The organism is Novosphingobium sp. BW1 (assembly GCF_008107685.1).
In the GTDB taxonomy this organism is placed as follows: Bacteria; Pseudomonadota; Alphaproteobacteria; order Sphingomonadales; family Sphingomonadaceae; genus Novosphingobium.
In genome coordinates this window covers 230,619-256,651 of sequence record NZ_VIRF01000041.1, presented here as the reverse complement: position 1 = coordinate 256,651, position 26,033 = coordinate 230,619, and the positions used below count along the sequence as shown (strand labels likewise).

Annotated in this window: 20 protein-coding genes and 3 tRNA genes; 16 read left to right on the top strand and 7 right to left on the bottom strand. The window is 63.8% G+C overall.

All coding sequences use genetic code 11. The annotated features are described in order from the left end of the window. Positions 1 to 13: 13 nt before the first annotated feature. The gene (locus FMM79_RS02810; RefSeq protein WP_371710681.1) at positions 14 to 613 is read right to left on the bottom strand and encodes a cysteine hydrolase family protein; all 600 of its coding nucleotides are present in this window, start codon (positions 611 to 613) and stop codon (positions 14 to 16) included. An 84-nt stretch (positions 614 to 697) separates the two neighbouring features. Between FMM79_RS02810 and FMM79_RS02805 the strand changes: the two genes are divergently transcribed. The 13 genes from FMM79_RS02805 to FMM79_RS02745 all read left to right on the top strand — a co-directional run bounded on the left by FMM79_RS02805 (position 698) and on the right by FMM79_RS02745 (position 19,572). Next, the gene (locus tag FMM79_RS02805) at positions 698 to 1,423 is read left to right on the top strand and encodes an NUDIX domain-containing protein (RefSeq protein WP_256376767.1); all 726 of its coding nucleotides are present in this window, start codon (positions 698 to 700) and stop codon (positions 1,421 to 1,423) included. A 101-nt stretch (positions 1,424 to 1,524) separates the two neighbouring features. Then, positions 1,525 to 2,829 carry a nicotinate phosphoribosyltransferase gene (pncB, locus tag FMM79_RS02800; RefSeq protein WP_148625914.1) on the top strand — a complete coding sequence of 435 codons (1,305 nt, stop codon included), beginning with the start codon at positions 1,525 to 1,527 and terminating at the stop codon, positions 2,827 to 2,829. A 76-nt stretch (positions 2,830 to 2,905) separates the two neighbouring features. Next, the gene (locus FMM79_RS02795; protein ID WP_148625912.1) at positions 2,906 to 3,466 is read left to right on the top strand and encodes an RNA polymerase sigma factor; all 561 of its coding nucleotides are present in this window, start codon (positions 2,906 to 2,908) and stop codon (positions 3,464 to 3,466) included. Continuing rightward, complete coding sequence (locus tag FMM79_RS02790; RefSeq protein ID WP_162528424.1) at positions 3,463 to 4,431, top strand: FecR family protein; 969 nt, start codon at positions 3,463 to 3,465, stop codon at positions 4,429 to 4,431. The genes FMM79_RS02795 and FMM79_RS02790 overlap by 4 nt, the downstream gene beginning before the upstream one ends. Positions 4,432 to 4,556: 125 nt before the next feature. Continuing rightward, on the top strand, positions 4,557 to 7,760 hold the full coding sequence (locus FMM79_RS02785; RefSeq protein WP_148625908.1) for a TonB-dependent receptor: 3,204 nt from the start codon (positions 4,557 to 4,559) through the stop codon (positions 7,758 to 7,760). 17 nt (positions 7,761 to 7,777) lie between these two features. Then, positions 7,778 to 9,043 (top strand): metallophosphoesterase family protein, encoded by a 1,266-nt coding sequence (locus tag FMM79_RS02780; protein ID WP_205466435.1) that lies wholly within the window; start codon positions 7,778 to 7,780, stop codon positions 9,041 to 9,043. A gap of 117 nt (positions 9,044 to 9,160) precedes the next feature. Then, entirely contained in the window at positions 9,161 to 10,048 is an 888-nt protein-coding gene (locus FMM79_RS02775) for a LysR family transcriptional regulator (protein ID WP_148625904.1), read from the top strand. A gap of 142 nt (positions 10,049 to 10,190) precedes the next feature. Continuing rightward, positions 10,191 to 11,198 (top strand): DUF1611 domain-containing protein, encoded by a 1,008-nt coding sequence (locus tag FMM79_RS02770; protein ID WP_148626176.1) that lies wholly within the window; start codon positions 10,191 to 10,193, stop codon positions 11,196 to 11,198. Continuing rightward, positions 11,195 to 12,214, top strand: coding sequence for a dipeptide epimerase (locus tag FMM79_RS02765; protein WP_148625902.1), 1,020 nt, complete (start codon positions 11,195 to 11,197; stop codon positions 12,212 to 12,214). Before FMM79_RS02770 ends, FMM79_RS02765 begins: the two co-directional genes overlap by 4 nt. 250 nt (positions 12,215 to 12,464) lie before the next feature. After that, a complete protein-coding gene (locus FMM79_RS02760) occupies positions 12,465 to 15,164 on the top strand; it encodes a TonB-dependent receptor domain-containing protein (protein WP_148625901.1) in 2,700 nt (899 codons plus the stop codon). Positions 15,165 to 15,339: 175 nt separating this feature from the next. After that, positions 15,340 to 17,328, top strand: a complete 1,989-nt coding sequence (locus FMM79_RS02755) for a prolyl oligopeptidase family serine peptidase (RefSeq protein WP_148625899.1) — start codon at positions 15,340 to 15,342, stop codon at positions 17,326 to 17,328. Positions 17,329 to 17,332: 4 nt separating this feature from the next. Continuing rightward, positions 17,333 to 18,418, top strand: a complete 1,086-nt coding sequence (locus FMM79_RS02750) for an amidohydrolase family protein (RefSeq protein WP_240338934.1) — start codon at positions 17,333 to 17,335, stop codon at positions 18,416 to 18,418. 104 nt (positions 18,419 to 18,522) lie between these two features. Beyond that, a complete protein-coding gene (locus FMM79_RS02745) occupies positions 18,523 to 19,572 on the top strand; it encodes a P1 family peptidase (protein WP_371710675.1) in 1,050 nt (349 codons plus the stop codon). Between the two features lie 49 nt (positions 19,573 to 19,621). On the opposite strand, the gene FMM79_RS02740 is transcribed toward FMM79_RS02745, so the two are convergent. From FMM79_RS02740 to FMM79_RS02725, 4 genes are all read right to left on the bottom strand, one after another. Continuing rightward, a tRNA-Pro gene (locus tag FMM79_RS02740) sits at positions 19,622 to 19,698 on the bottom strand. A gap of 52 nt (positions 19,699 to 19,750) precedes the next feature. Next, positions 19,751 to 19,826, bottom strand: a tRNA-Ile gene (locus FMM79_RS02735). Positions 19,827 to 19,937: 111 nt separating this feature from the next. After that, positions 19,938 to 20,945 (bottom strand): polysaccharide deacetylase family protein, encoded by a 1,008-nt coding sequence (locus FMM79_RS02730; RefSeq protein ID WP_148625896.1) that lies wholly within the window; start codon positions 20,943 to 20,945, stop codon positions 19,938 to 19,940. Between the two features lie 52 nt (positions 20,946 to 20,997). Beyond that, the gene (locus FMM79_RS02725; protein ID WP_162528423.1) at positions 20,998 to 23,031 is read right to left on the bottom strand and encodes a sensor histidine kinase; all 2,034 of its coding nucleotides are present in this window, start codon (positions 23,029 to 23,031) and stop codon (positions 20,998 to 21,000) included. Between the two features lie 259 nt (positions 23,032 to 23,290). On the opposite strand from FMM79_RS02725, the gene FMM79_RS02720 reads away from it, so the two are divergent. After that, on the top strand, positions 23,291 to 23,758 hold the full coding sequence (locus FMM79_RS02720) for an Lrp/AsnC family transcriptional regulator (RefSeq protein WP_148625892.1): 468 nt from the start codon (positions 23,291 to 23,293) through the stop codon (positions 23,756 to 23,758). A 9-nt stretch (positions 23,759 to 23,767) separates the two neighbouring features. After that, on the top strand, positions 23,768 to 24,325 hold the full coding sequence (locus FMM79_RS02715; protein ID WP_148625890.1) for a hypothetical protein: 558 nt from the start codon (positions 23,768 to 23,770) through the stop codon (positions 24,323 to 24,325). A 21-nt stretch (positions 24,326 to 24,346) separates the two neighbouring features. Here the strand turns inward: FMM79_RS02715 and aroQ are convergent, their stop codons facing one another. Together aroQ and FMM79_RS02705 are read right to left on the bottom strand one after the other, a co-directional pair. Then, positions 24,347 to 24,784, bottom strand: coding sequence for a type II 3-dehydroquinate dehydratase (gene aroQ / locus FMM79_RS02710; protein WP_205466433.1), 438 nt, complete (start codon positions 24,782 to 24,784; stop codon positions 24,347 to 24,349). Between the two features lie 520 nt (positions 24,785 to 25,304). Continuing rightward, positions 25,305 to 25,381 (bottom strand) — tRNA-Pro (locus tag FMM79_RS02705). A 309-nt stretch (positions 25,382 to 25,690) separates the two neighbouring features. Here FMM79_RS02705 and yajC point away from each other — a divergent pair. Beyond that, a complete protein-coding gene (yajC, locus tag FMM79_RS02700; RefSeq protein ID WP_148625888.1) occupies positions 25,691 to 26,023 on the top strand; it encodes a preprotein translocase subunit YajC in 333 nt (110 codons plus the stop codon). Positions 26,024 to 26,033 lie beyond the last annotated feature (10 nt).

Genomic DNA, 26,033 nt, shown 5'->3' with positions numbered 1-26,033 from the left:
CAGGCGGGGCACTTCAGGCCTTCTCGAGATGGACGGACTTTCCGGCGAGATCGCTGACGAGAACTTCGTCGATCTGGCGGTCGATGCCCTTTGTCAGAGCTTCAGGCAGATGGACCGTAAAACCACGTTCGAGCAGCCCTTGGACAGCCCATAGCACGCAGTAGTCGGCCGCGACGCCGATGACTTTCACATCGCGCACCCCACGCGTGGCAATGTCGGCAAAGAACGCATCGCGTGCGATGGGCTTTGTTGACGTGGCGTCTCTGCGCGCGCTGGTGAGCGGCAGGCCCGCTTCGCTCCACATGTCGAAAACGCCCTTTTCGAGCTTCCAGGTCGGGATCTGCGCGGGGACCCGGTCGGGATCGAGCATGTTTGCCCAGCCTGCACTTTCGCGCACGCAGTGAAGAGGGAAAGCCTCGGCCTCGGGCGATCCGGGATAGATGGCCGGGTCGTGGGTGTCGAAGGTGAAGAGAACGCCCTCGGTCGTTTCAGGATCCAGTGCCTCGAGCCAGGCCTGCATCGGCGCGACGAGATCGTCCGCGCCCGCCACGCTGAGCGCGCCATCGGGCGCCATGAAGTCTCTCTGCGTGTCCACGACAATTACGAACGGCATCAGACGTGTCTCCTCAGAGCGTTACGTCTTGACTTATATGCGCCCTGAAAATAAGTAAAGCGTCAATTATATATAAGGTGCGCTGTGGCGGATATCGACATTACGGCAAGAGAGGATGCAGCAGATGCCTGCGCCCGCTTGTCCGTGTGCGTGGATATTGTGCTTATGGGCGTGCGCAAGCGGGCTCCATGCGCCTTGCTGCTGCGACGCGGTGCAGCGCCCTTTGCGGGGCAGGCCGCGCTCCCCGGTGGTTTCGTAGGGGCAGGGGAGTCACTCGAGGACGCCGCCCAGCGTGTGCTTCGCGACAAGGCCGGGCTCTCGGATGTGCGGTGCGAGCAACTCTATACCTTTGGCGAGGTGGCGCGCGATCCGCGTCGGCGCATCGTGACCGTGGCCTGGCTGGCGCTTCTGGCCCCCGCGGCCATTGAAGCGGCGCTTGAGGCCCATCCCGGTGTGCTGTGCGCTACGCTGGCCGTGCCGGAGGCTGATGGTGTACGCGACATCCATGTGGTGGACCGCGCCGGAGCGCGGCTGCACCTTGCGTTCGATCACGAACAGATCCTTGCCCTTGCGCTGGAGCGTCTGCGCGGCAAGCTCGATTATACCGCTGTCGGCTTCGATCTCCTGCCTTCGTTCTTCACCCTGCGCCAGCTCCAGGATGTCCACGAGGCGATCCGGGGAACCACGCTCAACAAGCCCGCATTCCGGCGGCGCATGATCGACAAGGGTTGGATTGCGCCGACCGGCGCGCGCGAAACCGGAACATCCCATCGTCCCGCCGCGCTCTATCGTTTCCGGGACGTGACCTGAGCGATGGGAGCGTGCCGGCCGTACCTGCTGTTGCAATGCCTGCGCGCACTATGGGCCGGCATTGTATTTCTTCCCTCCCGCAATCGGCTAAGGAGCCTGGCATGACCGTAACCGACATTGCACGGCGCAGCTACGAACACGGCTTCCGGCTCGACCCCATCGTGCGCAGCCTGCTCGACACCGACTTCTACAAGCTGCTGATGCTGCAGATGATCCATCACATCCACGGCGATGTCGATGCGACGTTTTCGCTCATCAACCGCACGAAATCGGTGCGGCTGGCCGACATCATCGACGAGGGTGAACTGCGCGCCCAGCTCGACTATGCGCGTTCGGTGCGCTTTGCCAAGAAGGAGCTGATCTGGCTCGCGGGTAACAGCTTCTACGGAAAGCAGCAGATGTTCAAGCCGGACTTCCTGGCCTGGCTCGCGGACTTCCAGCTTCCCGAGTATGACCTGCGCAAGGTCGACGGGCAGTACGAACTGCGCTTCGAGGGGCCCTGGACCCACACTACCATGTGGGAGATCCCCGCGCTTGCCATTGTCAACGAGCTGCGTTCGCGCGCCGCGCTCGCCGGGCGGGGCAAGTTCGCGCTCGATGTCGTCTATGCAAGGGCCAAGGCACGGCTGTGGGACAAGGTGGAGCGGTTGCGGCAATTGCCCGATCTTGCCATCTCTGACTTCGGCACGCGGCGGCGGCACGGTTTCCTGTGGCAGCGCTGGTGCGTCGAGGCCCTGAAGGAGGGGCTGGGGGACCGTTTCATCGGCACCTCCAATGTGCTTCTTGCGATGGATGCGGACCTCGAAGCGATCGGCACCAACGCGCACGAGTTGCCGATGGTGGCTGGGGCGCTGGCGATGAGTGACGCCGAGCTCGCGCACGCTCCCTACCAGGTGCTGGAGGACTGGCAGCAGCATTACAACGGCAACCTGCTAATTGCGCTGCCCGATGCTTTCGGCTCCACCGCATTCCTACGCGACGCGCCCGCCTGGCTGACGCGCTGGACCGGCTTTCGTCCCGACAGCGCTCCGCCCATCGAGGGGGGCGAGCAGATCATTCGCTGGTGGGAGGAACGCGGCGTCGATCCGCGCCGCAAGCTTATCATCTTCTCCGATGGCATGGACATCGACACCATCGAGGAAACCTACCACCACTTCCATGGCCAGGTGCGGATGAGCTTTGGCTGGGGCACCAACCTCACCAACGATTTTCGCGATTGCGACCCGGAAGGGCAGGCCGGGCTCGAGCCGATCTCGCTGGTCTGCAAGGTGACGCAGGCCAATGGGCGCCCGGCAGTCAAGCTTTCCGACAATCCGGCCAAGTCGACCGGCGATCCGGAGGAGGTTGCCCGCTACCTGCGCGTGTTCGGCGGACAGGACCGCGTCGCCAGCGCGGTCGACGTGTAGCGCACGCGTCGCCAAACCGTAATGGAGCGCGGCTAGGGCGCACAGCGACCGCATTCTCTTCACGGAAAGCCGTGCCGTGTCCCGACCCGATACCCTTCTGCTTGCCCGTGACGGCGATAGTCCCGGCACCGACTGGACCATGGTCCAATCCCGGCTCATCGGCTATCTGCGCGCCCGTGGCGCGCGCGGGGACCTCGCCGAGGACATTGCGCAGGAGACCGTGCTGCGTCTGATCGCGATCAGTCGGGCGAAGGAAATCGGGAGTGTCTTCGCGCTGGGCTTTCGCATTGCCGACAATCTCCTCGTCGATCAGCACCGCGCCGAGAGCCGCTACGCCGATGCGGGAGAGGGGGGCGACGACCATGAAGGCCAGTGGCAGACCGCGGCACCATCGCTGGACAGGGTGCTCGATTCCCGGCGCGCGATCGAGGTCTTCCAGCGATGTCTCAGCCGCATGCCCGCGCTGCGCCGCGAAGTGCTGGTGCGCCGGCGCCTGCGTAACGAAAGCTGCCGGGCCATTGGCGAGGACCTCGCGCTCAGCAACAAGGCGGTCGAGAAGCATATAACCCGTGGCCTGGGGGACCTGCGCCGCGCGATGGAAAAGGCCGGGATTGATCCGGCGGGATGGAACGAATGATGGCGAGCGAACGCGCCGAGATCGATAGTGCGGCCGCGCTCTGGCTGGAGCGTATGCGTGGCCCCGTGCAGGACAGCGCCGTTGCGGCAGACTTCGATGTCTGGATCGCCGAAGACCCACGTCACGTGGAAAGCTACGCCCGAATGGCATCGCTTTGGCAGTCTGAAGGATTTGCGCGAGCTGCATGCGCGAGCCTCGCAGGTAATCACAATGCCGCAAGGCTCGACACAGCAGATGCCCAGCGCGGCGGGGGCTGGGGACGTCGCCGTTGGTTCGGACTGGCGGCGGGGCTTGCGGCGTTCGCTGTTGTCGTGCCGTTCGGGCAGGGACTTTTCGCACCGACCCATACCTACGAGGCCCCCTGGGGCACGACGCGCGAGATCGTGCTCGCGGACGGTTCACACATCCAGCTCAGCGGTGGTTCGCGACTCTCGGTTCGGCTGACCCCCTGGTCGCGTGAGGCCGAACTGGAGAAGGGCGAGGCCTTCTTCGATGTGGCGCACGAAGCGCTGCGCGGTTTCGCGGTCGAGGCCGAGGGCGCACGCGTCGAAGTCCTGGGTACGGCCTTCGATATCGACGTCCTCGCGCGCGGGCGCCGCGAGGTGCGGGTCTATCGCGGGCTTGTCGAGGTTGCTGGCGAGAGCGGCGCGTGGCGTCTGCCTGCAGGTACCGGACTCATCCTTGACGGCGCTCATGTGCGCAGCCTTGAGAGTATCGGCGGAGATCGTCCGGGCTGGCTGGATGGCTGGTTCGATGCGCAGGACACGCGGCTGGACCGGCTCGTCGAGCGGCTCAACCGGACTTCGCGCATTCCGGTCGTACTCGACGATCCGCAACTGGGAGAGCTGCGCGTCACGGGGCGCTTCGACATGGGTAAGCCCCAGGAAATCGTCGAGACGCTGGCGGCCATCCACGACCTGACCTGGTCGCGCGAAGAGGGCCGTTACCGGATTGGCCGCCTGTGATGCTGTGAAGTTCTATGTCTCTAAAATGGCATCGTAATTTAATAAAAGTTCCATAAAATTATTTTTCGGGTTTTTAATTCTCCAAACGTCTTCCCCGCGTATTAGGTTACCACACAGGGGATTTCATGTTTCGCTCACGATCCAGCCGCGCCGGTGTTTCGGCGCTGGCCCTTTCGCTTGCCTGCGTTTCGTTTACGGCCAAAGTAGCACCGGCTCATGCAGCGGGCGCGCAGAGCTTTACCTTTGCTATCCCTGCGCAGGACCTGGGGAGCGCGCTGCGCCAGTATTCGCGCGTAACGGGTCTTCAGGTCGCGGCTTCGGCCGAAGTCGTGCGCGGGCGCCGCAGCTCGGCTGTTTCAGGTTCGCTTTCGTCCGAGGCGGCTCTGTCCCGGCTGGTGGCCGGGGCGGGCGTCGAGACCCGCCGCCAGGGCCGCACCATCATCGTACGTCTAGCCGCTCCGAAGGCCGCCGCCACGGTGGCCGTGGCGGCAGTGCCAGCGCGCACGTCGGCTGCGGCAGTCAGCGTGGCCCTGGCCCCGGCCGACGACGAGATCGTGGTCACCGGCTACTTCGAGGCGGTGCAGGAATCGCTCGACAAGAAACGCAACACGGATGTCGTCTCGGACACGGTGAGCGCGGACGACATGGGCAAGCTGCCCGCCAACAACGTCTCGGAAGCGCTCGCACGTATGCCGGGCGTCAACGCGGTGCGCAGCGCAACCACGGGTGAGGGTGACCGGATTACCGTGCGCGGCCTTTCCACCGAGCTTAACAACTACTCGATCAACGGTGTGCGTCTGGGCGGCGCGGGCTCACGTGACGATGTCTTCTACCGCGGCGTGCGCCTCTCGGTCCTGCCGCCTGACGGTATCAAGGAGATCACCGTCTACAAGACGCTGACGCCGGACCGCGATGGCGATGCGCTGGGTGGTTCGGTCGACATCTCGACCCCGACCGCCTTTGACCAGGACCCGACCTACTTCCGCTTCTCCGCCGAGGGCGGGATGCTCGACAAGTTCGACCACCGCAAGTCCGCGCAGGTCTCCACCGCCGCCTCGCGCCAGTTTTCCGACAACTTTGGTGTCTTCGTCTCGGGCAGCTGGAGCCGCCGCAAGTCCCAGTTCGAGCAGAACGGCGTCGATGGCGATAACCAGCCCGATACCTGGTACGCCGACAGTGAAACGCTGGGCTGGGACCCCAACCGCTTCGTCCTTCGCGGCATGAACCTGGGCTTTGGCGAGACCGAAGTGGAGCGCTGGGGCGTCAATTCCAGCGTCGACTTCCGCTCGGACAACCACGACGTCCACCTGCGCGGGCAGTACAACAAGTACCGCAAGAAGGAATTCCTCAACCGCCTGAACTTCCGCAACGACACTTCGCGCAATTCCACCCGGCTTTCTCAGATCGACCATTCGCGCACGGACCTTGCCCAGCCCGAGAATGCAATCACCGGCTTCGATGAGGAACTGGGGCGCATCTATGGCTACACGCCCGGCGAGATCGTTGACCGCGATGGCGACGGCATCATTACCGATGCAGACCGTTCGGCGCGTTCGACCTACAGCCTGGTCGGCAACTCGGGCGCCTGGGACCCTGCGGGTTTTCGCCTGCGTCGCTTCTGGGAAGGTTCGGCCGAGACGGGCAACCTGGCTTCGGCCAACTTTGGCGGTGTGTCGCGCTTCGGGGCGCTGACGCTCGATTATGACGTGTCCTATTCGCAGTCGGAGGACAACCTCGACGATGGCTATGAGTTGGAGTTCCGCAGCGACAAGTACGGCTGGCTGGGCAACCGCGGCGTGCTCTTCTCGGCGGCCGAGGACTCGCGTTTTCCCAAGTGGCTGCTGAACCCGGCGGGGCTTGCCGGAGTGCAGGACCCAGGCGAATACGACTTTAACGGCCTTGAGGGCGAAGTGGGCGGGTCGAGCGAGAAGCTCTGGCAGGGGCAGTTCAACGCCCGCTGGGATGTGGATGGACCATTCCTGAAGGCGATCAAGACAGGCGGTAAGTTCTACAACTCGCGTCGGCGCACGTACGAAGGCTCGTTCCTCGATCTCAATTCGGAGGGCACGCTGGCCGACTTTTCCGGGCTTTACGGCAAGGAGATTACCAGCCTGTTCAGCGGCGCCTACACCGGCGACTATCGCTTGGGCACCGTTCTCGACAACGAGGCGATGCTGGCCGAGCTGCAGCATGCGCAAGCTGGTGAGAGCAGCTACTTCAATGGCTTCGCGGTCGATCCCTCGCAGGCCGAGATTTCGGACGAGGACAGCTTCCGCTTCGAGGAACGTGTCCTTTCCGCCTATCTCATGGGCACTGCGCAGATCGGCAAGGCGAAGATCATCGCGGGCGTGCGCATGGAAAAAACGCGCAACACCATCAATGCCTGGAACATGGACCCGGTGCTGGGCGAGCGCTACACGCGCGACCGCACCAGTTTTACCAACTGGCTGCCCTCGATCCATGTCAACTACGACTTCGACGACAAGACCAAGCTGCGCGGCGCGGTCTGGACCAGCTTTGCCCGTCCCGATATCGCGCGCATGAGCTCGGCGCGGGAATATGCCTATGATCGCGATCCCGATGGCGACGGCGTACTGAACCCGACCTCGGACTGGATCCTGACCGGGATCGAGATGGGGAACCCGGACCTGAAGCCCCTGCGTTCGACTAACTTCGACATGTCGCTTGAACACTATGCAGGCCGCACGGGCGCCTACTCGGTCGCCCTGTTCTACAAGCAGATCGACAACTTCCTGTTCCGCTCGTCCTCCTCGAACATCCGCAACGGCACGGCCGGGGTGAACGTCAATCCCGAAGGCGTGGCGGTGACGATGCCCAACAACGGCAAGTGGGCCGATGTCTACGGCATGGAGATCAGCGCGCAGCAGCTCCTCCACTGGCTGCCGGGCGTGCTTGGCTCGCTGGGCGTGGGTGGCAACCTGACGTTGCAGCGCTCTGAGGCCGAGACGGGTCTGTCCTGGCACCCCGCAGGCTACACCTTGCCGCTGATGGAGACGCCCGAGACCATCGCCAACCTTCAGCTCTTCTGGGAGCGCGACGGCTGGGAGGTTTACGGTGCCTGGAACTACCAGTCGAAGTTTATGGCCGGGATCAACGACTTCGGAAACGATCCTTACGAGCAGGCGTACAGTTTCGTCGACCTCACCTTCCGCAAGACCTTTCTCGAGAAGTCCTCGGTCCAGCTTCAGGTGCAGAACCTCTTTGATTCGCACACCTACTGGCAGACCGTCTCCTCGGGCAACGGAGCGAGCCGCGCCTACATCAAGAACGGGCGCTCGATCTCGCTCGGCTTCAACATGATCTTCTGATGCAAGAGAGACCTGCCATGACGTTGTTTCCCAAGATCTTCCTGGCCGCTCTCCTTGCCGGTTCCTGTGTCGCCCCTGTGGCCGCGCAGGAGCAGGCGGCCGTGCTTGCTCCGGCAACCGCGGCGCCCGAGCGGATCATTCTCAACCTCACCGCCGACACCGCGCACGAAATGGCCCTCACCTGGCGCACGGCGCCGGGCCTTCCCGGCCGCGTCGAGTACGCCGTGGCAACGCCGGGGCCGGACTTTGTGAAGACCCCGATGACCCTGGCGGCGATTACCGAGGAGGCGAGCGTTGCGACCGAGGAGGACCCGGCCTTTCGGGCCGCCTACCATTCGGCCGTGATGAAGGACCTGAAGCCCGATACCGTCTATGCCTACCGCGTGGGGGATGGGACGCTCTGGTCGGAGTGGTTCCAGTTCCGCACGGCGGCGCAGGTGGCCAAACCCTTTCGCTTCCTGTACCTCGGTGACATGCAGAACCAGGTGCTTTCGCAAGCCTCGCGCACGCTGCGCATGGGCTTCCGCACGGCCGGTGATGTCGCTTTCACGATCCATGCGGGCGACCTCATCAACCACCACAATTCCGACCGGGAGTGGGGCGAGTGGTTCGCGGCCGGGGGCTTCCTTTACGCCCAGACCCCCCAGATGCCGACGCCGGGCAACCACGAATACGGCAAGGATGGTGCGGCCCGTGCCGGATCATCTGTCACGGGGCAGTGGCGCCACCAGTTCACGCTCCCCGAGAATGGCCCCCGAGGCGTTCCCGAGGCGCGCGAGACGCACTGGTACACCGACTATCAGGGCCTGCGGCTGATCTCGATCGATTCCCCGCAGCTTGATCGCAACGAAGCGGCTCGGGCGCAGACCATCGCCTGGCTGGACGACCTGCTGGCACGGAACCCGAGCCACTGGACGGTGATTTTCCTCCACTTTCCCTTGTTCTCCAGCGATCCCGACCGTGATAACCCCAAGGTGCGTTCGGCGCTGAAGCCGCTCATCGACAAGTACGGGGTCGATCTGGTCCTGCAGGGCCACGACCATGGTTATGCGCGCGGGGCCATCGATGCGACGGGGCCCGCGTCAGACGGGAAGGGGGCGACCTATGTGGTCTCCGTAGCTGGCCCCAAGATGTACGAGGTTGCCGAGCTCGACTGGGCGCGCAGATCGGCGGCGCGCACGCAGGCCTACCAAGTGATCGACGTGGACGGCGCAGACCTTGTCTACACAGCCTATACAGCCAATGGCGACGTGCTCGACACGATGAAGGTACACAAGCCCTGACGCACCCGTACGGACCGGGGAGGGAGCAAACCGGCTCTCCGGTCTGCCATCCCGAACTATCGGGCGTGCGCGATGGCCGGTTGCTCTCGGGCGCGAAACAGCTTAGCGGCAGGGTTCATGAAGCTTAGGCACATCGAGGTTTTTCACGCCGTTTACACGACCGGTTCGGTCAGCAAGGCGGCGCTCCAGCTCAATGTATCGCAGCCCGCGGCGACCAATCTCCTGCGCCATGCTGAGGATCTCTTGGGATTTCCCCTTTTCAACCGCGTACGCGGGCGGCTGGTGGCCACCGCGGACGCCCATGAGCTGATCGCCCAGGCCGACGAGATCCAGGCGCAGGTCCATCATTTCCGCGAGATCGCCCAGAACCTTCGGCGGGGCCGGGGCCAGGTGCTGCGAATAGCGACGCTTCCGGCGCTGGGTGTCGATTTCCTGCCGCGCGCGGTCGCCGACTATGTGCGTGAGCATCCGGGCGTCGTTATCGATCTGAGCACGTCGCACCACGACGAGATGGCGGCCAAGCTCTACAAGCGCGAGACCGATCTTGTCATCTGCTACTCGCTTCCGCGCGGGACGCCGGTGGCGAGCGTACCGCTTGGCGAGGCCGAGATGGTCGCGCTGTTTCGCGAGGACGATTTTCCCGACGCGCCCGATCCCCTGCCGCTGGAGGCATTGGCCGGGCTTTCCTATGTCTCGACGTCGGACAGCGGGCCACAGGCGCGCCTCGTCGCAAACGAAATGGCCACGCGCGGTATCGAACTGGAGCCGGTCGGGTCCTCGCGCTCCTATGCCATGGCCGCGGCGATGGTCCGGGCGGGAATGGGGGCAACCATCGTCGACCAGCATACGGCCCTGGGCGCCCTGCGTCCCGGCCTGGCGATCCGCCCGCTCGAGCCGCGCCAGCCCTACATGATTCAGGCTGCGCACCTTGAAGGGCGCCCGCCTTCGCGCCTTGCGCTTGATTTCCTCGATCACGTGCGTGCGCGCCTTGGTGCCGGAGGCTGATCGGCTCGCCCACCCCGGAGGGGCTCGTTGTTATAAGTTTCTGCTATAGGCGGCGCACGTCTCCTAATGGCAGGAATGCTACGGTTTGTGATATTCCGGCGTGATGACCAGTGAGCAGACCTCGCGCCGAAAGGATGATGGCATGCAGGCAATTGCAGGCCCGTTCCTCTTGTACCTTGGCGACAAGACCAACCCGCTCGACATCAAGACTTCGCGCGGACTGGCGCTGTTTCGTCCCGGTGAATGCGTGGGGGAACTGAGCCTTGGGGGGGCACTCTCGCTTGGCCTTCCGCAGATGGACCCGGAGCAGGCCGCCGCGGCCGGCGCGCGCACGCTTGTCCTGGGCATTGCGACCAGCGGCGGACGGCTGGAGGAGGCCATGATTGTGCCGATCCTGGCCGCGCTTGATGCGGGTCTCGATGTGGTTTCAGGCCTCCACCAGCACCTAGCCGACGATCCGCGCATCCGTGAGCGGGCAGCTGCAACCGGCGGCCGCCTGATCGACATTCGTATCGCGGCGAAGGGCCTTGCCGTGGGCAACGGAAAGCCGCGCGCGGGCAATCGTCTCCTGACCGTCGGCACCGACTGCGCCGTAGGCAAGATGTTCACCTCGCTCCATCTCACCCAGGCCCTTAACGCGAAGGGCATGTCCGCCCGTTTCCGCGCGACTGGCCAGACCGGCGTGATGATTGCAGGTGACGGCGTCGTCATCGACAGCGTCATCGCCGACTTCATCTCTGGCGCCGCAGAGGCCCTTTCCCCGGCGCGTGAAGACGAGGTCTGGGACGTGATCGAAGGGCAGGGGGCACTCTTTAACCCTTCCTTCGCCGGTGTTTCGCTAGGCCTCCTGCATGGGGCGCAGCCGCGCGCCCTGGTGCTGTGTCATGATCCTTCGCGCCCGCACATGCGCGGGCTCCCGCACATTGCGGTGCCAGACCTCAAGGCCTGCCTCGAGGAGAACCTGCGCTGTGCTCGGCTGACTAGCCCCGATGTTGCGGCGGTCGGCGTCTCTATCAACGGCTCACAGATGCCGCCCGATGAGGTGGCGAACCTGTGCGCGCGGATCGAGGATGATCTGGATTTGCCCTGTGTCGACCCGGTGATCACCGGCATGGAGCCGATCGTGGAACGGATCGCCCAGTTGCCATGAGTGCGCGGCGTGCCCTCCGCGCCGAGGAAGTCTGGTTCCCGCTGGCAAGGCCCTTCGCCATTGCCCGCGGGACCCGCGTTGCCATCGATCTTGTTACGGTCGAGATCGAGGAGGAAGGCCGGTTTGGTCGCGGGGAGGGGGCGCCCTCGGGCCGCTACGGGGAAAGTGCAAGGAGCGTCCTGGCACAGATCGCGGACATGCGCGAAGCCATCGAGAATGGAATGGGGCGCGAGGAACTGCGCGCGACCATGGCACCTGGAGCCGCGCGCAACGCGCTCGACTGCGCGCTCTGGGATCTGCAAGCCAAGCTCAGCGGGGTTTCGGTAACGGCGCGGACGGGACCAGTGCCTGGCGCGCTGGTGACCGCGGTCACCGTGGGGATCGACATGCCAGCGGCCATGGCGCAGCGGGCTCGGGACATCCTCGAGGACTGTCCCAGTACAGGTCCAGTGCCGCTGCTCAAGATCAAGCTCGACCGCGAGGACGTGGTGGAGCGGATCAAGGCGGTGCGCGCTGCGGCGCCGGGCGCGGTGTTGATCGCCGATGCCAATGAGAGCTGGGATATTGCTTTGCTTGAGCGTGTCATGGGGTGGCTGGCCGAAGCGGGTATTGCGCTGCTGGAGCAGCCGCTGCCCGCAGGCGGGGACGCAGCGCTGGAAGACTTCGCGTGTGCCGTTCCATTGGCCGCCGACGAATCCGCGCACGTCGAGGGCGATGTGGCGCACCTGGCCGGTCGCTACGATTACGTCACTATCAAGCTCGATAAGTCGGGAGGCCTGAGCGAGGCGCTAGCCCTTGCCGATGCGGCGCGCGAAGCGGGCATGGGAGTGATGACGGGGTGCATGCTGTGCTCCTCGCTCTCGGTCGCTGCGGGATGGCATGTGGCGGCGCAAAGTCGCTTCGTAGACCTTGACGGTCCGCTCTGGCTCGCCCGGGACCGCGAAGGTGGAGCTGTCCTGCGCGATGGAATGTTGCACGCGCCGGTCGGTCTGCAATGGGGTTGTGGTTTTCCATAACTGTTGCTTATGGTCGGGCAAAGACTTCTGATTGGGTGTCCCTCGCACCAATTGTTACAGGCCCGTGGCAACAAGAGATTAAAAAATTTCAGGGTCGCAGTCCTTCGAAACGGATGCATTGTTTGCCTCGGTCAACTGACCGGGGTGGTCGCGTATCTGTGTCCGGGGTGGGTGCGTCATCTCGCCGGGAGAGGTTCCAGTACCGCGATCGCGACCACCAGGGGCGCGGTCCACCATGAGGGATCTCAAGATGAGTTCAGTTCGCGGCCGGCTCGCCGGCTCCGCCAGTTTCTTCGCTGCTGCCGTTTCGATGGCTGTGCCCGCCTATGCCCAGGACGACCAGTCGGGTGATGCGCAGGGCGACGTCATCATCGTCTCCAGCTCGCGCATCGACGCCGCCGGCTTCGACGCACCGACCCCGACCGTGCACCTCGACCAGGGGGCGCTGAGCATTGGTGGCCGCGCCAACGTCGCAGCCTCGCTCGCCGACTTGCCGCAGTTCCGCGCCTCGACTTCGCCGCAGACCACCGGCACCAACACCGGCGCTGGCCAAGCACCGGTTGACCTGCGCGGCCTTGGCAACAACCGCACGCTGGTCCTGATGGACGGCCGCCGCTTCTCGAGCGAGAACGACCTCAACACCGTTCCGTCGATCATGATCAAGGGTCTCGACGTCGTGACCGGCGGCGCTTCGGCGGCCTGGGGGTCGGGCGCCGTCGCAGGTGTCGTCAACATCCAGATCGACAACGAGTACGAAGGGCTGCTTCTGGGCGCATCGGCCGGTCTGTCGACCAGCTACGGCGATGATTTCGAGTACCGCTTCGAAGGCAAGTACGGCACCTCGTTCGATGGCGGCCGTGGTCACTTCGTGATCGGCGGCGAGTACTACGACAGCGAAGGCGTGATCCCCAAGGTCGACCGTCCGCGCATCGGTCGCTGGGCAAACTTCAACGGCACCATCACCCCCGATGTCGGTTACGGCAACATGGCCTATGGCGGCCTCATTACCTCGGGCGTTCTCGCGGGCCAGGCCTTCAACAACGACGGTTCGCTGCGTGACTACGACTATGGCTATGCCCAGGCTGGCAACTTCTCGGCGGGTGGCGAAGGCCCCTCGAACGATGACTGGAGCCCGCTGGTTACCCCGCAGCGCCGCTACTCGGGCCTCGCCTCGCTGACCTACGAGATCACCCCCTCGATCCAGGTCACCGCGCAGGTTCGCCATTCACGCATGTACAACGACTACATCTGGTTCGGCGACAACATCCAGGGTTCGCAGACCTCGGGTCAGTGGATCAACGCGGACAACGCCTTCCTTTCGCAGGGCATCCGCGACCAGCTGTCGGCCGCCGGTGAAGACGGCTTCTACCTTGGCCGTGCCAACCGCGACCTGTCGTACTCGTATATCGATTTCGAGCGCAAGACGACGCAGGGTACCCTTGCATTCGACGGCACCTTCTCGAACGGCTTCCGCTGGAGCGCGTACTACAGCCACGGCGAGTACCAGAACAACATCGACACCCCCGGCTTCCTGCTGAGCGAGAACTTCGCGAATGCAGTCGATGCGGTCTTCGACGGCAATGGCAACATCGTGTGCCGCTCGGGTGCTGAAGGCTGTGTGCCGGTCAACCTGTTCGGCTTCGGTTCGCCCTCCGATGAGGCGATCAGCTACGTCACGGGTACGCCTTCGCAGCGCGCCAAGACCAAGCTCGATGTGGGCGGCATCAGCCTTCGCGGTGAGCCGATCTCGCTTCCGGCAGGTGACGTTTCGTTCTCGATCGGTGGTGAAATCCGCCACGAAGCGGTCAACCAGACCGTGGGCGAGCTTGACGCGGCAAAGGCGTTCCGTACCTTCAGCTTCTCCTCGCTCAGCGGTGGCTACACCGTCAGCGAAGGCTTCGCCGAAGTCGCGGTTCCGCTGATCTACAACACGCCGCTCCTCCAGCAGCTGAACCTGAATGCCGCAGCGCGTTATTCGCACTACAGCACCACGGGCGGCATCTGGTCCTGGAAGATCGGTGCCACCAACGAGTTCTTCCCGGGCTTCGTGGGCCGCGTGACCCGTTCGCGTGACATCCGTTCGGCCAACCTGACCGAACTCTACAACACGCAGACGACCGGCTACAACACGATCCAGAACCCGTTCCGCCGCAATGCGGACGGCACGCCGATCAGTGAGTATGTCCTGTCGAACGGTGGTGGTAACCCCGACCTGACGCCCGAGAAGGCGAACACCTGGACCGTGGGTGCGACCTATGCTCCGCCGATGGTTCCGGGCCTCAACCTCTCGCTCGACTATTACAACATCGACATCGACGACGTGATCGACACGATCGCCTCGCAGGACGTCATCACGCGCTGCTACAACGGCAACGCGGCGCTGTGCGACCGTATCGACTTCGGTCCGGACAACAGCATCCAGCGCACGGTTTCGACTTACGTCAACCTGGCGAACTACAAGACCGACGGCATCGATGGTCAGATCGACTACAAGCTGCCGGTCTACAAGCTGGGCTTCGATGGCAACGGCCAGCTGCACTTCAACGTGAAGGGCACCTGGGTGAACAGCCTGACGATCGACGACGGCGAATCCACCATCGAGTACGTGCGTTCGCAGGGCTACACCTTTGGTGACGGCGTTCCCAAGTGGCGTGTCAACGCGACGGCGGGTTACGAGAGCGAAGGCGTTTCGGGTCTCATCCGTGCACGTTACATCTCGCCGGGTGAGTTCAACAGCTCGCTAGACATCACCAACAACCACATCGGGGCGTACACGTACTTCGATGGGCAGCTGAGCTTCAACGTGAAGAACGACAGCGGTCCGGACATGGAACTGTACATCAACGCGAGCAACCTCTTCAACAAGAAGCCCCCCTACGGTTCGCTCTACTCCCCGTACTATGACGTGATCGGCCGCTTCGTTTCGGTCGGCGCACGCGTCAAGCTGTAATCCCCCACGGGGTCGCATCGCGGCTGTCCGGCCTGGTTCTCGTCCCCATTACGAGAGCCAGATGCCGGGCAGCCGCTTTGCTGCGTTCATCACCTGCGAATTTTCCCGTTACAGCCAAGTACCATTTCGAATTCCCCTTCTCGATCCTCCCCCGAAATTTCACGAGGAAGCCAACATGACCACCCGGTTCCTGCGCCGTCTCATTCCCTCTACCGTCAGCAGCCGCGCGCTGGCGATTGCCTTCGCCTCGTGCGCAGGTCTTGCCGCGCCGCTCGCCGCCGAGGCGGACAAGCCGGCCGCGATCATCACCAAGGACGTGCCTGCGGTGCCCGATGCCGTGGTCAAGGCGACCCAGCCCTATCTTGAGGCGCGCCGAGCCGATTTCCTGGGTTGGAACGCCGTGGACCGCTCGATGCTGATCAAGACGCGTTTCGGTGCGACCAACCAGCTGCACACGGTGCGCGCGGCAGGTGCCAGCCGCCAGCAGATCAGCTTCGGCCAGGAACCCGTGCTTACCGGTTCGCTCGCCCCTTCGGACGACAACCTCACGGTTGTCATGCGCGACACGGGCGGTGATGAATTCTACCAGCTCTACCGCCTCGAAGATGGCCAGCTCGATCTGATCACCGACGGCGAGAGCCGCAATTGGATCGGCGGCTGGAGCCAGGACGGCAAGTGGCTGGGCTACACGTCCTCGCGTCGCAACGGCGCGGACATGGACCTCTACATTGTCGATCCGCGCGACCCCTCGACCAGCCGCATGGTGGCCGAGGTCGAGGGCGGTGGCTGGCAGTTCGTTGGCTTCACGCCCGATGGCGCGAAGGGCATTGCGGTGAACCGCCTCTCGATCAACGAGGCGATCGTATACACCGTTGACCTCAAGACCGGCAAGAAGACCGCGCTGACCGATCCCAAGGCGAAGGCGTCCTTCGTTGATCCCAAGGTCGCGGCCGACGGCACCGTCTGGGTGGTCAGCGATGCGGGCGGAAGCGACTTCCTGCAGCTGGGCACGCTCGATGCGAAGACTGGCGCCTTCACCGCGAAGACTTCCGAGGACTGGGACGTCAGCGACTACGCCATCGCGCCTGATGGCAGCTTCATCGCCTACGCCACCAACGAGGCTGGCGTCAGCGTCATGCACGTCATGGATCTGCCTTCGGGCAAGGTGCGCAAGGTGCGCCAGCTTCCCCAGGGTGTCATTCCCTGGGCCATTGGCCCGGCCATCCAGATCGCGCCCTGGGGTGAGATCGGCTTCTCGCTGTCCTCGGCCAAGGTGCCGGGCGATGCCTTCTCGATCAATCCCGAGACCCTGGACGTCACCCGCTGGACCCAGAGCGAGACCGGCGGACTTGACGCCAGCCAGAACGTCGAGCCCGAACTCGTTACCATCGAGAGCTTCGATGGCGAGAAGATCACCGGCTTCCTCTACCGCCCCGATCCGGCCAAGTTCCCCGGCAAGCGTCCGCTGTTGTTCGACGTCCACGGCGGGCCCGAAGGCCAGTCGCGTCCGGGCTTCCTGGGCTCTGAGAACTATTACGTGAATGAACTGGGCATGGCGCTGTTCTTCCCGAACGTGCGCGGCTCGGATGGGTTCGGCAAGCGCTTCGTCAATCTCGACAATGGCCCCTGGAAGCGTGAGGATTCGGTCAAAGACATCGGTGCCTTCTTCGATCACTTCGCAGACGATGCGGCCATCGATGCGTCACGCATCTCGCTCTACGGCATGAGCTACGGCGGCTATGTCTGCTACGCTTCGGCGGTCCACTATTCGGACAAGCTGAAGAGCGCGAGCTGCTACGTTGGCATCACCAACTTCGTGACCTTCTTGGAAAACACGCAGGACTATCGCCGCGACCTGCGCCGCCCCGAGTATGGCAACGAGACTATCCCCGAGCAGCGCAAGAAGCTTGAGGAAATCTCGCCGCTCAACCACCTCGATAAGATTTCGATCCCGCTTTTCGTGGCTGTGGGTGGCAACGACCCACGTGTTCCGGCTTCCGAAGGCGAACAGATCGTCGAGGCCATGGACAAAAGCGGACAGCCCGCCTGGTTCCTCAACGCCACAAACGAAGGCCACGGCTTCCACAAGAAGGAGAACGAGGAATACTACTTCCAGACCTCGGTCGAATTCTGGAAGCAGACCCTTCTGGAAGAGGGCGAATAAGACCATGATCCTCGGGTTTCCCGCGCGCGCAGGGCTGCTGATTGCTTCGCTTTTCGTGACTGCAGGCACAGCTGCCGCCGAGACTGCGGGCGCAGAGACCCGAACCCCCTCCGCCGTGACGGCAGATGCTCCCCCGCATGCTGCCGTCACGGTGGACCACCATGTTCATGTCCATTCGCCCGCGATCCTCGACTTTCTGCCTAAATATTGTGGAAGCGAAGGTCGTATCGGGCCGTGCCCCGAAGTCTTCATGCGGGCCTATTCGCCCGAAGACCTCATCGCGGAAATGGACGCGGCGGGGATTGGGCGCAGTCTTGTCATGTCGACCGGCTATCTTGCCGAAAGCCCGATGATGCAGCCCGCGCTGCCCGAGGCGCCGAAGATTCTGCGCGCGGCGAACGAATGGTCTGCCGAGCTGGCAACCCGTTACCCGGGGCGCTTTGGCATCTACATCGGGATCAATCCCGTCTCCTCCAGCGCACTGCCCGAAATGGCGCATTTCGCGCGTGATCCACGCGTGACCGGTATCAAGATCCACGTCACCAATTCCGATGCGAACCTGCGCGATCGGGATAATGTAGCGAAGCTCGCAAGTGTCTTCGAAATGGCCCACCGGACGGGGCTGGCCGTGATGATTCACATGCGTACGCGCGCCGAGGATTACGGCGCACGCGATGTGGAAACGTTCGTGCGCGATGTGCTGCCCCAGGCTGGCGATACGCCCGTGCAGATTGCCCATGCGGCGGGGTGGGGCGGTATCGATGCGCCCACGCTCTCTGCGCTCGGAGCCTTTGCTGCGGCCATCGAGACCGATCGGGACCGCTTTGCCCATGTCACATTCGACCTTGCTGCGGTCTGGGACGAGGATACGGCAGCCGAAGATCTGGAAGCTCTCGCCGCCCTGATCCGACGTATCGGCCCTGAGCATTTTGTCGCAGCTTCGGATTTCCCGTTCGTCGGCCACCTTGCCGACTACTATGCGAAGGTCTATCCGCGGCTCCCGCTGACGTGCGCGGAGTGGACGGCGATCCGCACCAACACGCCCGGCTACGATAGCGTTGAGTATGCAAAGGAAAGGATCCGGCCCTGATTTCCCATTCGGCTCGCGCGCTCATCGCCCTTGCAGCCCTTGGCGCTGCGATCTCGGCGCCGGGCCGCGCCGGAGGGGGCGCACAGGACGTGCGCGGAGCGGGCGTGGCCATCGGTATCCTGCCAGCAGGTCCGCGAGATGCGATTACCGATGTGGCTGGCGTACGCGTGGGCCATGTCACCCTCGAGCAGGGGCGCGACATTCACACCGGCGTAACGGCAATCCTCCCGCACGGTGGTAACCTGTGGCAGGACAAGGTGCCTGCCGGTTTCTTCGTCGCCAATGGCTTTGGCAAGTTTGCAGGCTCGACCCAGATTGAGGAACTGGGCGAGATCGAGACGCCCATTCTTCTGACCAATACCCTTTCGGTGCCCGAGGCCATGGCCGCAGGCGTGGAATGGACGCTGGACCAGCCCGGCAACGAGGGCGTCCGCACCGTCAACGCGGTCGTGGGCGAGACCAACGATGGTTTCCTCAATGATATTCGTGGCCGTCACGTCTCCATTGCCGATGCCCGCCGCGCGATCGAGACTGCCCAGGAAGGGCCCGTCGCCGAAGGCGCTGTCGGAGCCGGCACGGGGACGGTTGCCTTTGGCTGGAAAGGTGGCATCGGCACCGCCTCGCGTCACTTGCCTTTGACCCTTGGAGGCTGGACGGTCGGCGTACTGGTCCAGGCCAACTACGGCGGCGTCCTGAGCGTTGCGGGAACCCCGGTCGGCCAGGAACTCGGCCAGTATCTCTACAAGGCGAAGGTGCCCGAGAAGAGCGCGGATGGTTCTATCGTGATCGTGATCGCCACCGATGCACCGCTTTCGGACCGCAACTTGCGCCGCCTTGCCGAGCGCGCCTTCGTTGGTGTTGCGCGGACCGGTTCGGCCTTCTCCAACGGATCGGGCGATTATGCCGTGGCGTTCTCCACGGCCATGGACGTGCGCCGTACGGCCGCGCGCCGAAAGGAGCAGGCGGTCTACTCCGAACTCTCGAACGATCGCATGACCCCGCTTTTCCAGGCCGCGGCCGAAGCCAGTGAGGAAAGCGTCTACAACGCCCTGTTCGCGGCGCACGACGTCACCGGCCATCGCGGAACGGTCCGGGCACTCCCGGCCGCAAAAGCACGTGCCCTCGTTCGCAGGCGCACACAGCCACGCAACTGACACGCAACGCTCTCGCGGGCAGCCTCAAAATCGAATTTTTCAAGAGATTTGGTCGGGGAGACAGGATTCGAACCTGCGACATCCTGCTCCCAAAGCAGGCGCGCTACCGGACTGCGCCACTCCCCGACCTATCGGGTGCCGATGTTGGGCCACGTGCTGTCGCCCGTGAAGGCGAGGGTGGTGGGCCCGGCAGGATTCGAACCCGCGACCTAGCCGTTATGAGCGGCCAGCTCTAACCGCTGAGCTACAGGCCCCAACCGTGCCGCCCGGCGCTATCGGCGTGGCCGGGCGAGAGATGCGTTAGCTTGGCTCTCTCAGCTAAGCAAGCGTTAGCGCGCTTAAAATCGTGCTTTGTCCGCAAGTGCTCAGGGCAGCTCTACACCGCGCATGACGTCCTTGACGCTTGTGCAGGAAACGCCCCGGGCGGCAAGATAGTCGAACACGGTGCGCCACCAGGCATAGAAGGCGTCGAGTTCAGCATCATTGCGCACGTAAGGTGTATAGCCCGGTGCGAGCGAGGGGCTGTGGAAAGAAAAGACAAGAACGGGCATACCCTCGTCGAGGGCTATGTCGATGCCGCGCATGGCCTCGTGCGCGGTGATCCCTTCGGGGGTGAGGGCGATGCGTTCGAGAAGGCCCAGGCGGGCCAGCATGCCGCGCAGGCGCGGTGTGCGCCAGAGCCGGGGATAGATCCAGTCGCCAAGCTGGCGCAGCGGACCCCAGTAGAGGCTCGTCAGCGGAAGTTCGAGAATGCGCGGGTCATCATTGCCGATCCAGTAGGGATAGCAGGGGTGATAGCGATAGTTGGGACCACCTTCGCCGCTGTAGTCGAAGCGCGAGCGTACTGAACTGTCGATCGCGATCCCGCTTTCGCGCAGGATTGAGGCCGTATCCGGGCCCAGGCCATAGCGTCCGGCGCGGTAGATCAAGGGGCTGGTTCCAAAGACCTCTTCGATCTTCGCTTTCAGCCTCTGGAGCTTAGCTTCTTCGAGTTCGCGCGGGAGGTTGCCGGCGAAGCTGTTGTGGGCGTTTATCTCTTCCTCGAACGGAGGGTTGACCCAGGGGTGCAACTGGACCCCGATCTCGGCGCGCCCTTCGCGGACGGCCTCTCCAATGGCCTGAACGGCAAGGGGTGTGTTTACGATCGGGAAGTCTACAAGATAGACCGGAGTCACCCCGTATCCCTCGCAGAATTCCTGAAATTTGCGCAGGGCTGGAACGCTGAGGAGAGTATGACCTTCGCGGTCCAGGGGGCAGGACCAGTCGAACTCCTCTTCGGTATCGACCGTCACGAGGAAGCGTTGCGCGAAGTCGGCGTGGAAACGGGCCCGGCTTTCCGGCCTTGGACGGTGCAGTATGTTGGGTTCGGCCACGCCCGCTTCTATCCTTGTCTCCGGCGCCGCGAGGCAAGGCCATCGGCCTTCCTCAAGAGGCGAGGTCCACCACGTCGGAGCGTGGATCTTTGACCTGGGCCAAGGGTAACGTAAGGACGAGTTGATTGGCAATGCGCTGCAAGGCGCCCCCCGAACTGCGGGCTTCGGCGGCGGCAAGGCGCAAGGTGAAGCCGACCCCGAATACTCCAGCTGTCAGGGCCTGTCCGCGCCCGATGTCGCCGATCGCAAAGAGCGCATCGCCTTCGCGCTCGGCGAGAGCCTTGGGCAGTTGCAGGCAGATGCGAAGGTGGGCGCCATTTTCTGTCCAGTGGAGGGCCAGACGCTCCTCACTGGCCGAGGCGCCTGCGAGCGCGGCAAGAAGGCGCCAGACCAGGCGTTCGGCTTCGTCGTGTTCGAGGGCGATGGGCAATTCCGCGTCGCCCAGGTCTGGGGAGGGCAGAAAACCGCTGTTGCGTGGGCCCGTCCAACTGCTCAGGCGCTGGATCGTGCGATGGGTGACAAGCGCGAAGTTGCAAAGCCCCGGGTCGAGCGACAAGGCGCCTGCTTCCAGTTTGACCAGTCGGTCGAGTTCCTCGAAGCCAGCCAGGATATGCGCGCAATCGCCCGCGATGGAGGCCGCGAGCGCTCGGTACTCGTGTGGGGCAGGGCCGTAAAGTTGCTGCTGGATGATCTCGGCGGCGACCTGAATGGCGTTGGCCGGGGTGCGCAGTTCATGAAGGACCTGGCGCATCCGGTCGGCCTCGGCGCTGGCGCTGGCGTTTGCGGTGTCCCGTACCGACGGGTGAGGGCGGCGCAAGCGACCGCTATGGCCGGTGAAGCGTCCTGTGCCCTGGTCGAAGCAGGCGGCGGCATCGACCTGCCATGCGCCACTGATCGCGGCCGGGCCCGACAGCTCAATACGCGCTCCCCGGATCGGCTGCCCATGCCGTACGGCGGTCGCGATCATTTCCTGTTCGCTCTCGTGGAGAGGGAGAAGAAAGCCGGTCACTGCGCTGGCGAAGGGGCCATCGGCCCAGGTGATCCGGCCAAGCGCGTCGGTAGCGAAATCGAGGGTAGTGGGGCCCTGCGTGGCTTCGCTGATGGCATCGCCCAGAGGCAGTCGGGGCGAATCGCCTTGAGGTTCTGTGGAATGGGGTTTCTGTCGGCTTCGACGGAATTCCTCGATGCGGCGTACGATCGCGCCAATCCCCGGATCTCCAGGGCCGTCCGGTGTGAGTTGCGGTGGCGGCGGGGCGAGGGGGCCTGATGCGCGCAGGCGCGCCCATTCCCGCAACGAGGTGGGGATGGTGGAGGGGGCAGCGGCACGCCTGTTCGTGTGTGGCGCTGGATCATGCGGCGGAGGGAAGAAGCTCGCGGGTTGGCCTTTGACCGCTTCCGGTGGGGGGACAGGAAACGGGGGCGCTGCGGGTGGTTTGTCCCCCAGCAATTGCGTGAGCACGAGCTCCTCGACTTCCGCCTCGTTCGAGGGGGCTCGGCCAGCGCCGAGCGTCCGGGCGTGAACGCTCACCTCGGCCGCATCCGCGACCAGTCCATCTGCGTAGTGTGGAGCCGACGGTGCGACGGCTTCGCCTGCAGATATTTGGGCACCGGCGGGTGCTCTCTCAGTCGTGGCTGATGCGGCCGCGATGGGAGGGAGCGCCCGGTCGCCGATGCCCAGCCGCTCAAGCATGTCGTTCACGCGCGGGGGCAGGTCACGGCGGTGGCGCAGGATGCCGCGGGCATGGACGGGCAGGGCTGGAATGAGGTCAAGCCAGGCCGCTTCGCTCAGCCGGGTTTTGGCGAGTGCGGCGCTGGCGACCTGAGGGCCGGCTTCGGCGAGCAGGGCAAGGAGGCGGGGGTTGGTAAGGCGCACCAGGGACTGGCGAATCAGTTCGGCCTGATCGGTGTCACGAATCATCGCCCCCAGCGAATCAAGGCGGGCGTAACCCGCCTCGGTCAGGTCCGTGACGAGACCGGAAGGGGCCTGCGCCAGGATGTCGATCAGCTGCCTGTACTGGATGCGCGCAAGCGTTCCGCTGGTCGCAGAATGAAGCAAAACCGTGGAAAGGCGATCGTCGAAGTGCATTCAAATCCAAGGGAGAACCGGAGGACGCGGGTCTCGTTACGGGCCAGTGCGGATCCCGTAGCACGACGCACGGTGATTTGCGGGATCGTTTTCCCCCTAGCAAACCAACCGTTTCGCAAAAGTGACCAAGGGAAAGCGTTGCAAAGCGGGACGATTACGCTAAGGGATAATATTATTTCAGGAAAGCGTCGTTTTGCGTGCGTTTTCGTCGACAATGTGGCCTGAAGCGAAGGCCTGGGGTGAATTTCGGGATTCGGACATGATCAATCTGGATGAAATCGATCGTCGGCTTTTGGCCGAGTTGCAGGATGAGGGGCGGATCACCAACGTCGAGTTGGCCCAGCGAGTCGGTCTGACCGCGCCGCCGTGTCTGCGCCGCGTGCGCAGCCTCGAGGAGGCGGGGATCATTCAGGGCTACCACGCCGATCTCGACCCTTCGAAACTGGGCTTCACGATAACGGTCTTCGCGCTCGTCAGTCTCAAGAGCCAGGCCGAGGAAGCGCTGCGTGCGTTCGAGGACCATATGAAGGGCCTTGCTGAAGTGCGTGAGTGCCACATGCTCAACGGCGAAATCGATTTTATACTGAAGATCGTAAGCCGCGACCTCCAGAGCTTCCAGGAATTCCTGACCAGCAAGCTGACGCCCGCGCCCAACGTGGACAGTGTCAAGACCTCGCTCACGATCCGTACATCGAAGAGCATTCCGGGCGTTCCGCTCGAGGTCTGAGCCCTTTTTATGTCCGTTACCCGCAAGGTTCGCCGCGTCGCGCTGATTGGCGTGGCGCTGCTTCTCATCGGGGCCAACATCTGGTGGTTTACCCGTGAGGAGCAGGGCGAGGGCAAGGCGTTTGAGCTTATGCCCACTTTTGGAGGCGAGTATTCCGTCCAGAAACAGCGCGTGCCGCTCGAATTCGATGCGGATACGTTGACATGGACGGCGAACGGGAGGGTGATCGCGCAGGTCCGGACGCAGGTGGAGCGCGAGCTTTTTTCGACACCGCTGGATGGAGAGAGGCCCGAGCCCACCCAAGTTCCTGATGCCTTGGAAGCCCAAGGTCTGGCCTATGTGCCCGTCTATGATGATCCGCGCCGCACCGTGGAAGATATGCGGCGCTTGCTGCTGTCCCTGTTGCAGGACGGGATATGCCAGGTGGGTCTTATCGGCCACGGCGATGAGGAACATGCTCCCAATGTCGGGGGCAGCGTTGCTCATCGGCTGGAGCTTTATGGCATCATTGCGGTGCGCAGCGATGCCGGGCAGCGCCTCGTGTGCACGCCCTCGCTCGCAGGCTGACAGAGCGCGCCCTGTAGGGCATCACAGCGCGGCGGCGGCGTCCAGCGCCAGGAGGTAGCTGTTGGCGCCGAACCCGGCGATGGTACCTTTGGCGGCTTGTCCGACCCAGCTCAGATGGCGAAATTCCTCACGCGCGTGCGGGTTGGATAGGTGAACTTCGATCACGGGGGCGCTGATCGAACGAATGGCGTCGAGCAGCGCAATCGACGTGTGGGTATAGGCACCTGCGTTCAACAGTACGGCATGGGCGCCCTTGTCCTCAGCTTCGTGCAGCCAATCCACCAGTTGCCCTTCGTGATTCGACTGGCGCATCTCGATGGTGCAGCGCAGCGTCTCTGCGCGTTCCATCAAGCTCGCCCCGATGTCTTCCAGCGCCTGTGAGCCGTAAATCCCGGGTTCACGCTTGCCCAACCGGTTGAGGTTGGGGCCGTTGAGGACATAGATGAGCTTGGGGATCATGGGGGTTGCACTTCCTTGAACTTGCACCGTTTGCCCGTGGGCAGCGTTGGCGAGTGGCCTATCTCATAGGCGGCAAGGTCGGCATCGCGCAATTGCGCGTCGGGGCTTTCGTCCCGGGTGAAGGGGGGAAACCTCAGGTAAGGTGCCTGCGGGAAGGGGCGAATCGCCGCGTCGGGTGTCGTCAGGCGCCTTGCTGGTCTTGGTCCCGCGAGCATACGAAGCGTTAGGGGCTCGAGGGTGGCCTGCCTGGCTGTGGGCTGGAGGGATTCGGCTTTGCCGCAGTCCGGATCGTTGACGTGATTCGAGCCGCCGTCGCTGCAAGGCAGGTTGCGACCAGGCGGGCCAGGGGCTCATGCTGGTGTCTGTTGGCGGTATGCCTGTTTTCTACGGCGCGTTCTCGCGGGCCTGAAGCTGGCTGAATGCGGCGAAATCTTGAGTGACGGCTTACGAGCAAGGCCCATACGAAAACGGGCCGCTTTCGCGACCCGTTTTCGTGTCATGCCATGATGACTTGTCTAATTGGTCGGGACGAGAGGATTCGAACCTCCGACCCCCACACCCCCAGTGTGATGCGCTACCAGGCTGCGCTACGTCCCGACCGGAGGGCGCCCTATAGGCGGGCTTTTTCAGGAGCGCAACCCTCTATCGACATGATCGGCAAGGTTTCTTCGCAAACTCTTCAAACGGCCTTGGAACTGCGTGGTCGGCTGCCTACCTTTCGCGGCGGATGGGGTGAGAGTCGGCAGGTTCGTTGCCAGATTGGTGCTTTGTTGCTAACCGCCCGCATCCGATACAGCCCTTTAAGGGCAGTGCCTCGATGCCCGGTGCGCCGGGTCGGTCCTGCAAGGCCGGCTCGCGAAGCGCGCGGGTAATCGGGGCGACGACATAGAAGGTCTCTTAGGTTCCATGAACAGCTCGATTCTCAACCAGCTTGCCGCCGCATCGGGTGGGGCCGCCCCCGCATGGCTGCAGTACCTGCCCTTTGTGGCGATGGCGCTCATTTTCTGGTTCCTCATCCTGCGTCCGCAGATGAAGCAGCAGAAGGAGCATCGCTCCAAGCTGGAAGGGATCAAGCGCGGTGATGAGGTCCTCACTGGCGGCGGTTTCGTGGGCAAGGTGGTCAAGGTCGACGACAACTACGTCGAAGTCGAGCTGGCCAAGGGCATGGTCGTCAAGGCGGTGAAGTCCACTATCAGCGACGTTATTCCCCCTGCTGGCAAGAAGCCCGCGAACGACTGATAGTTCAGGT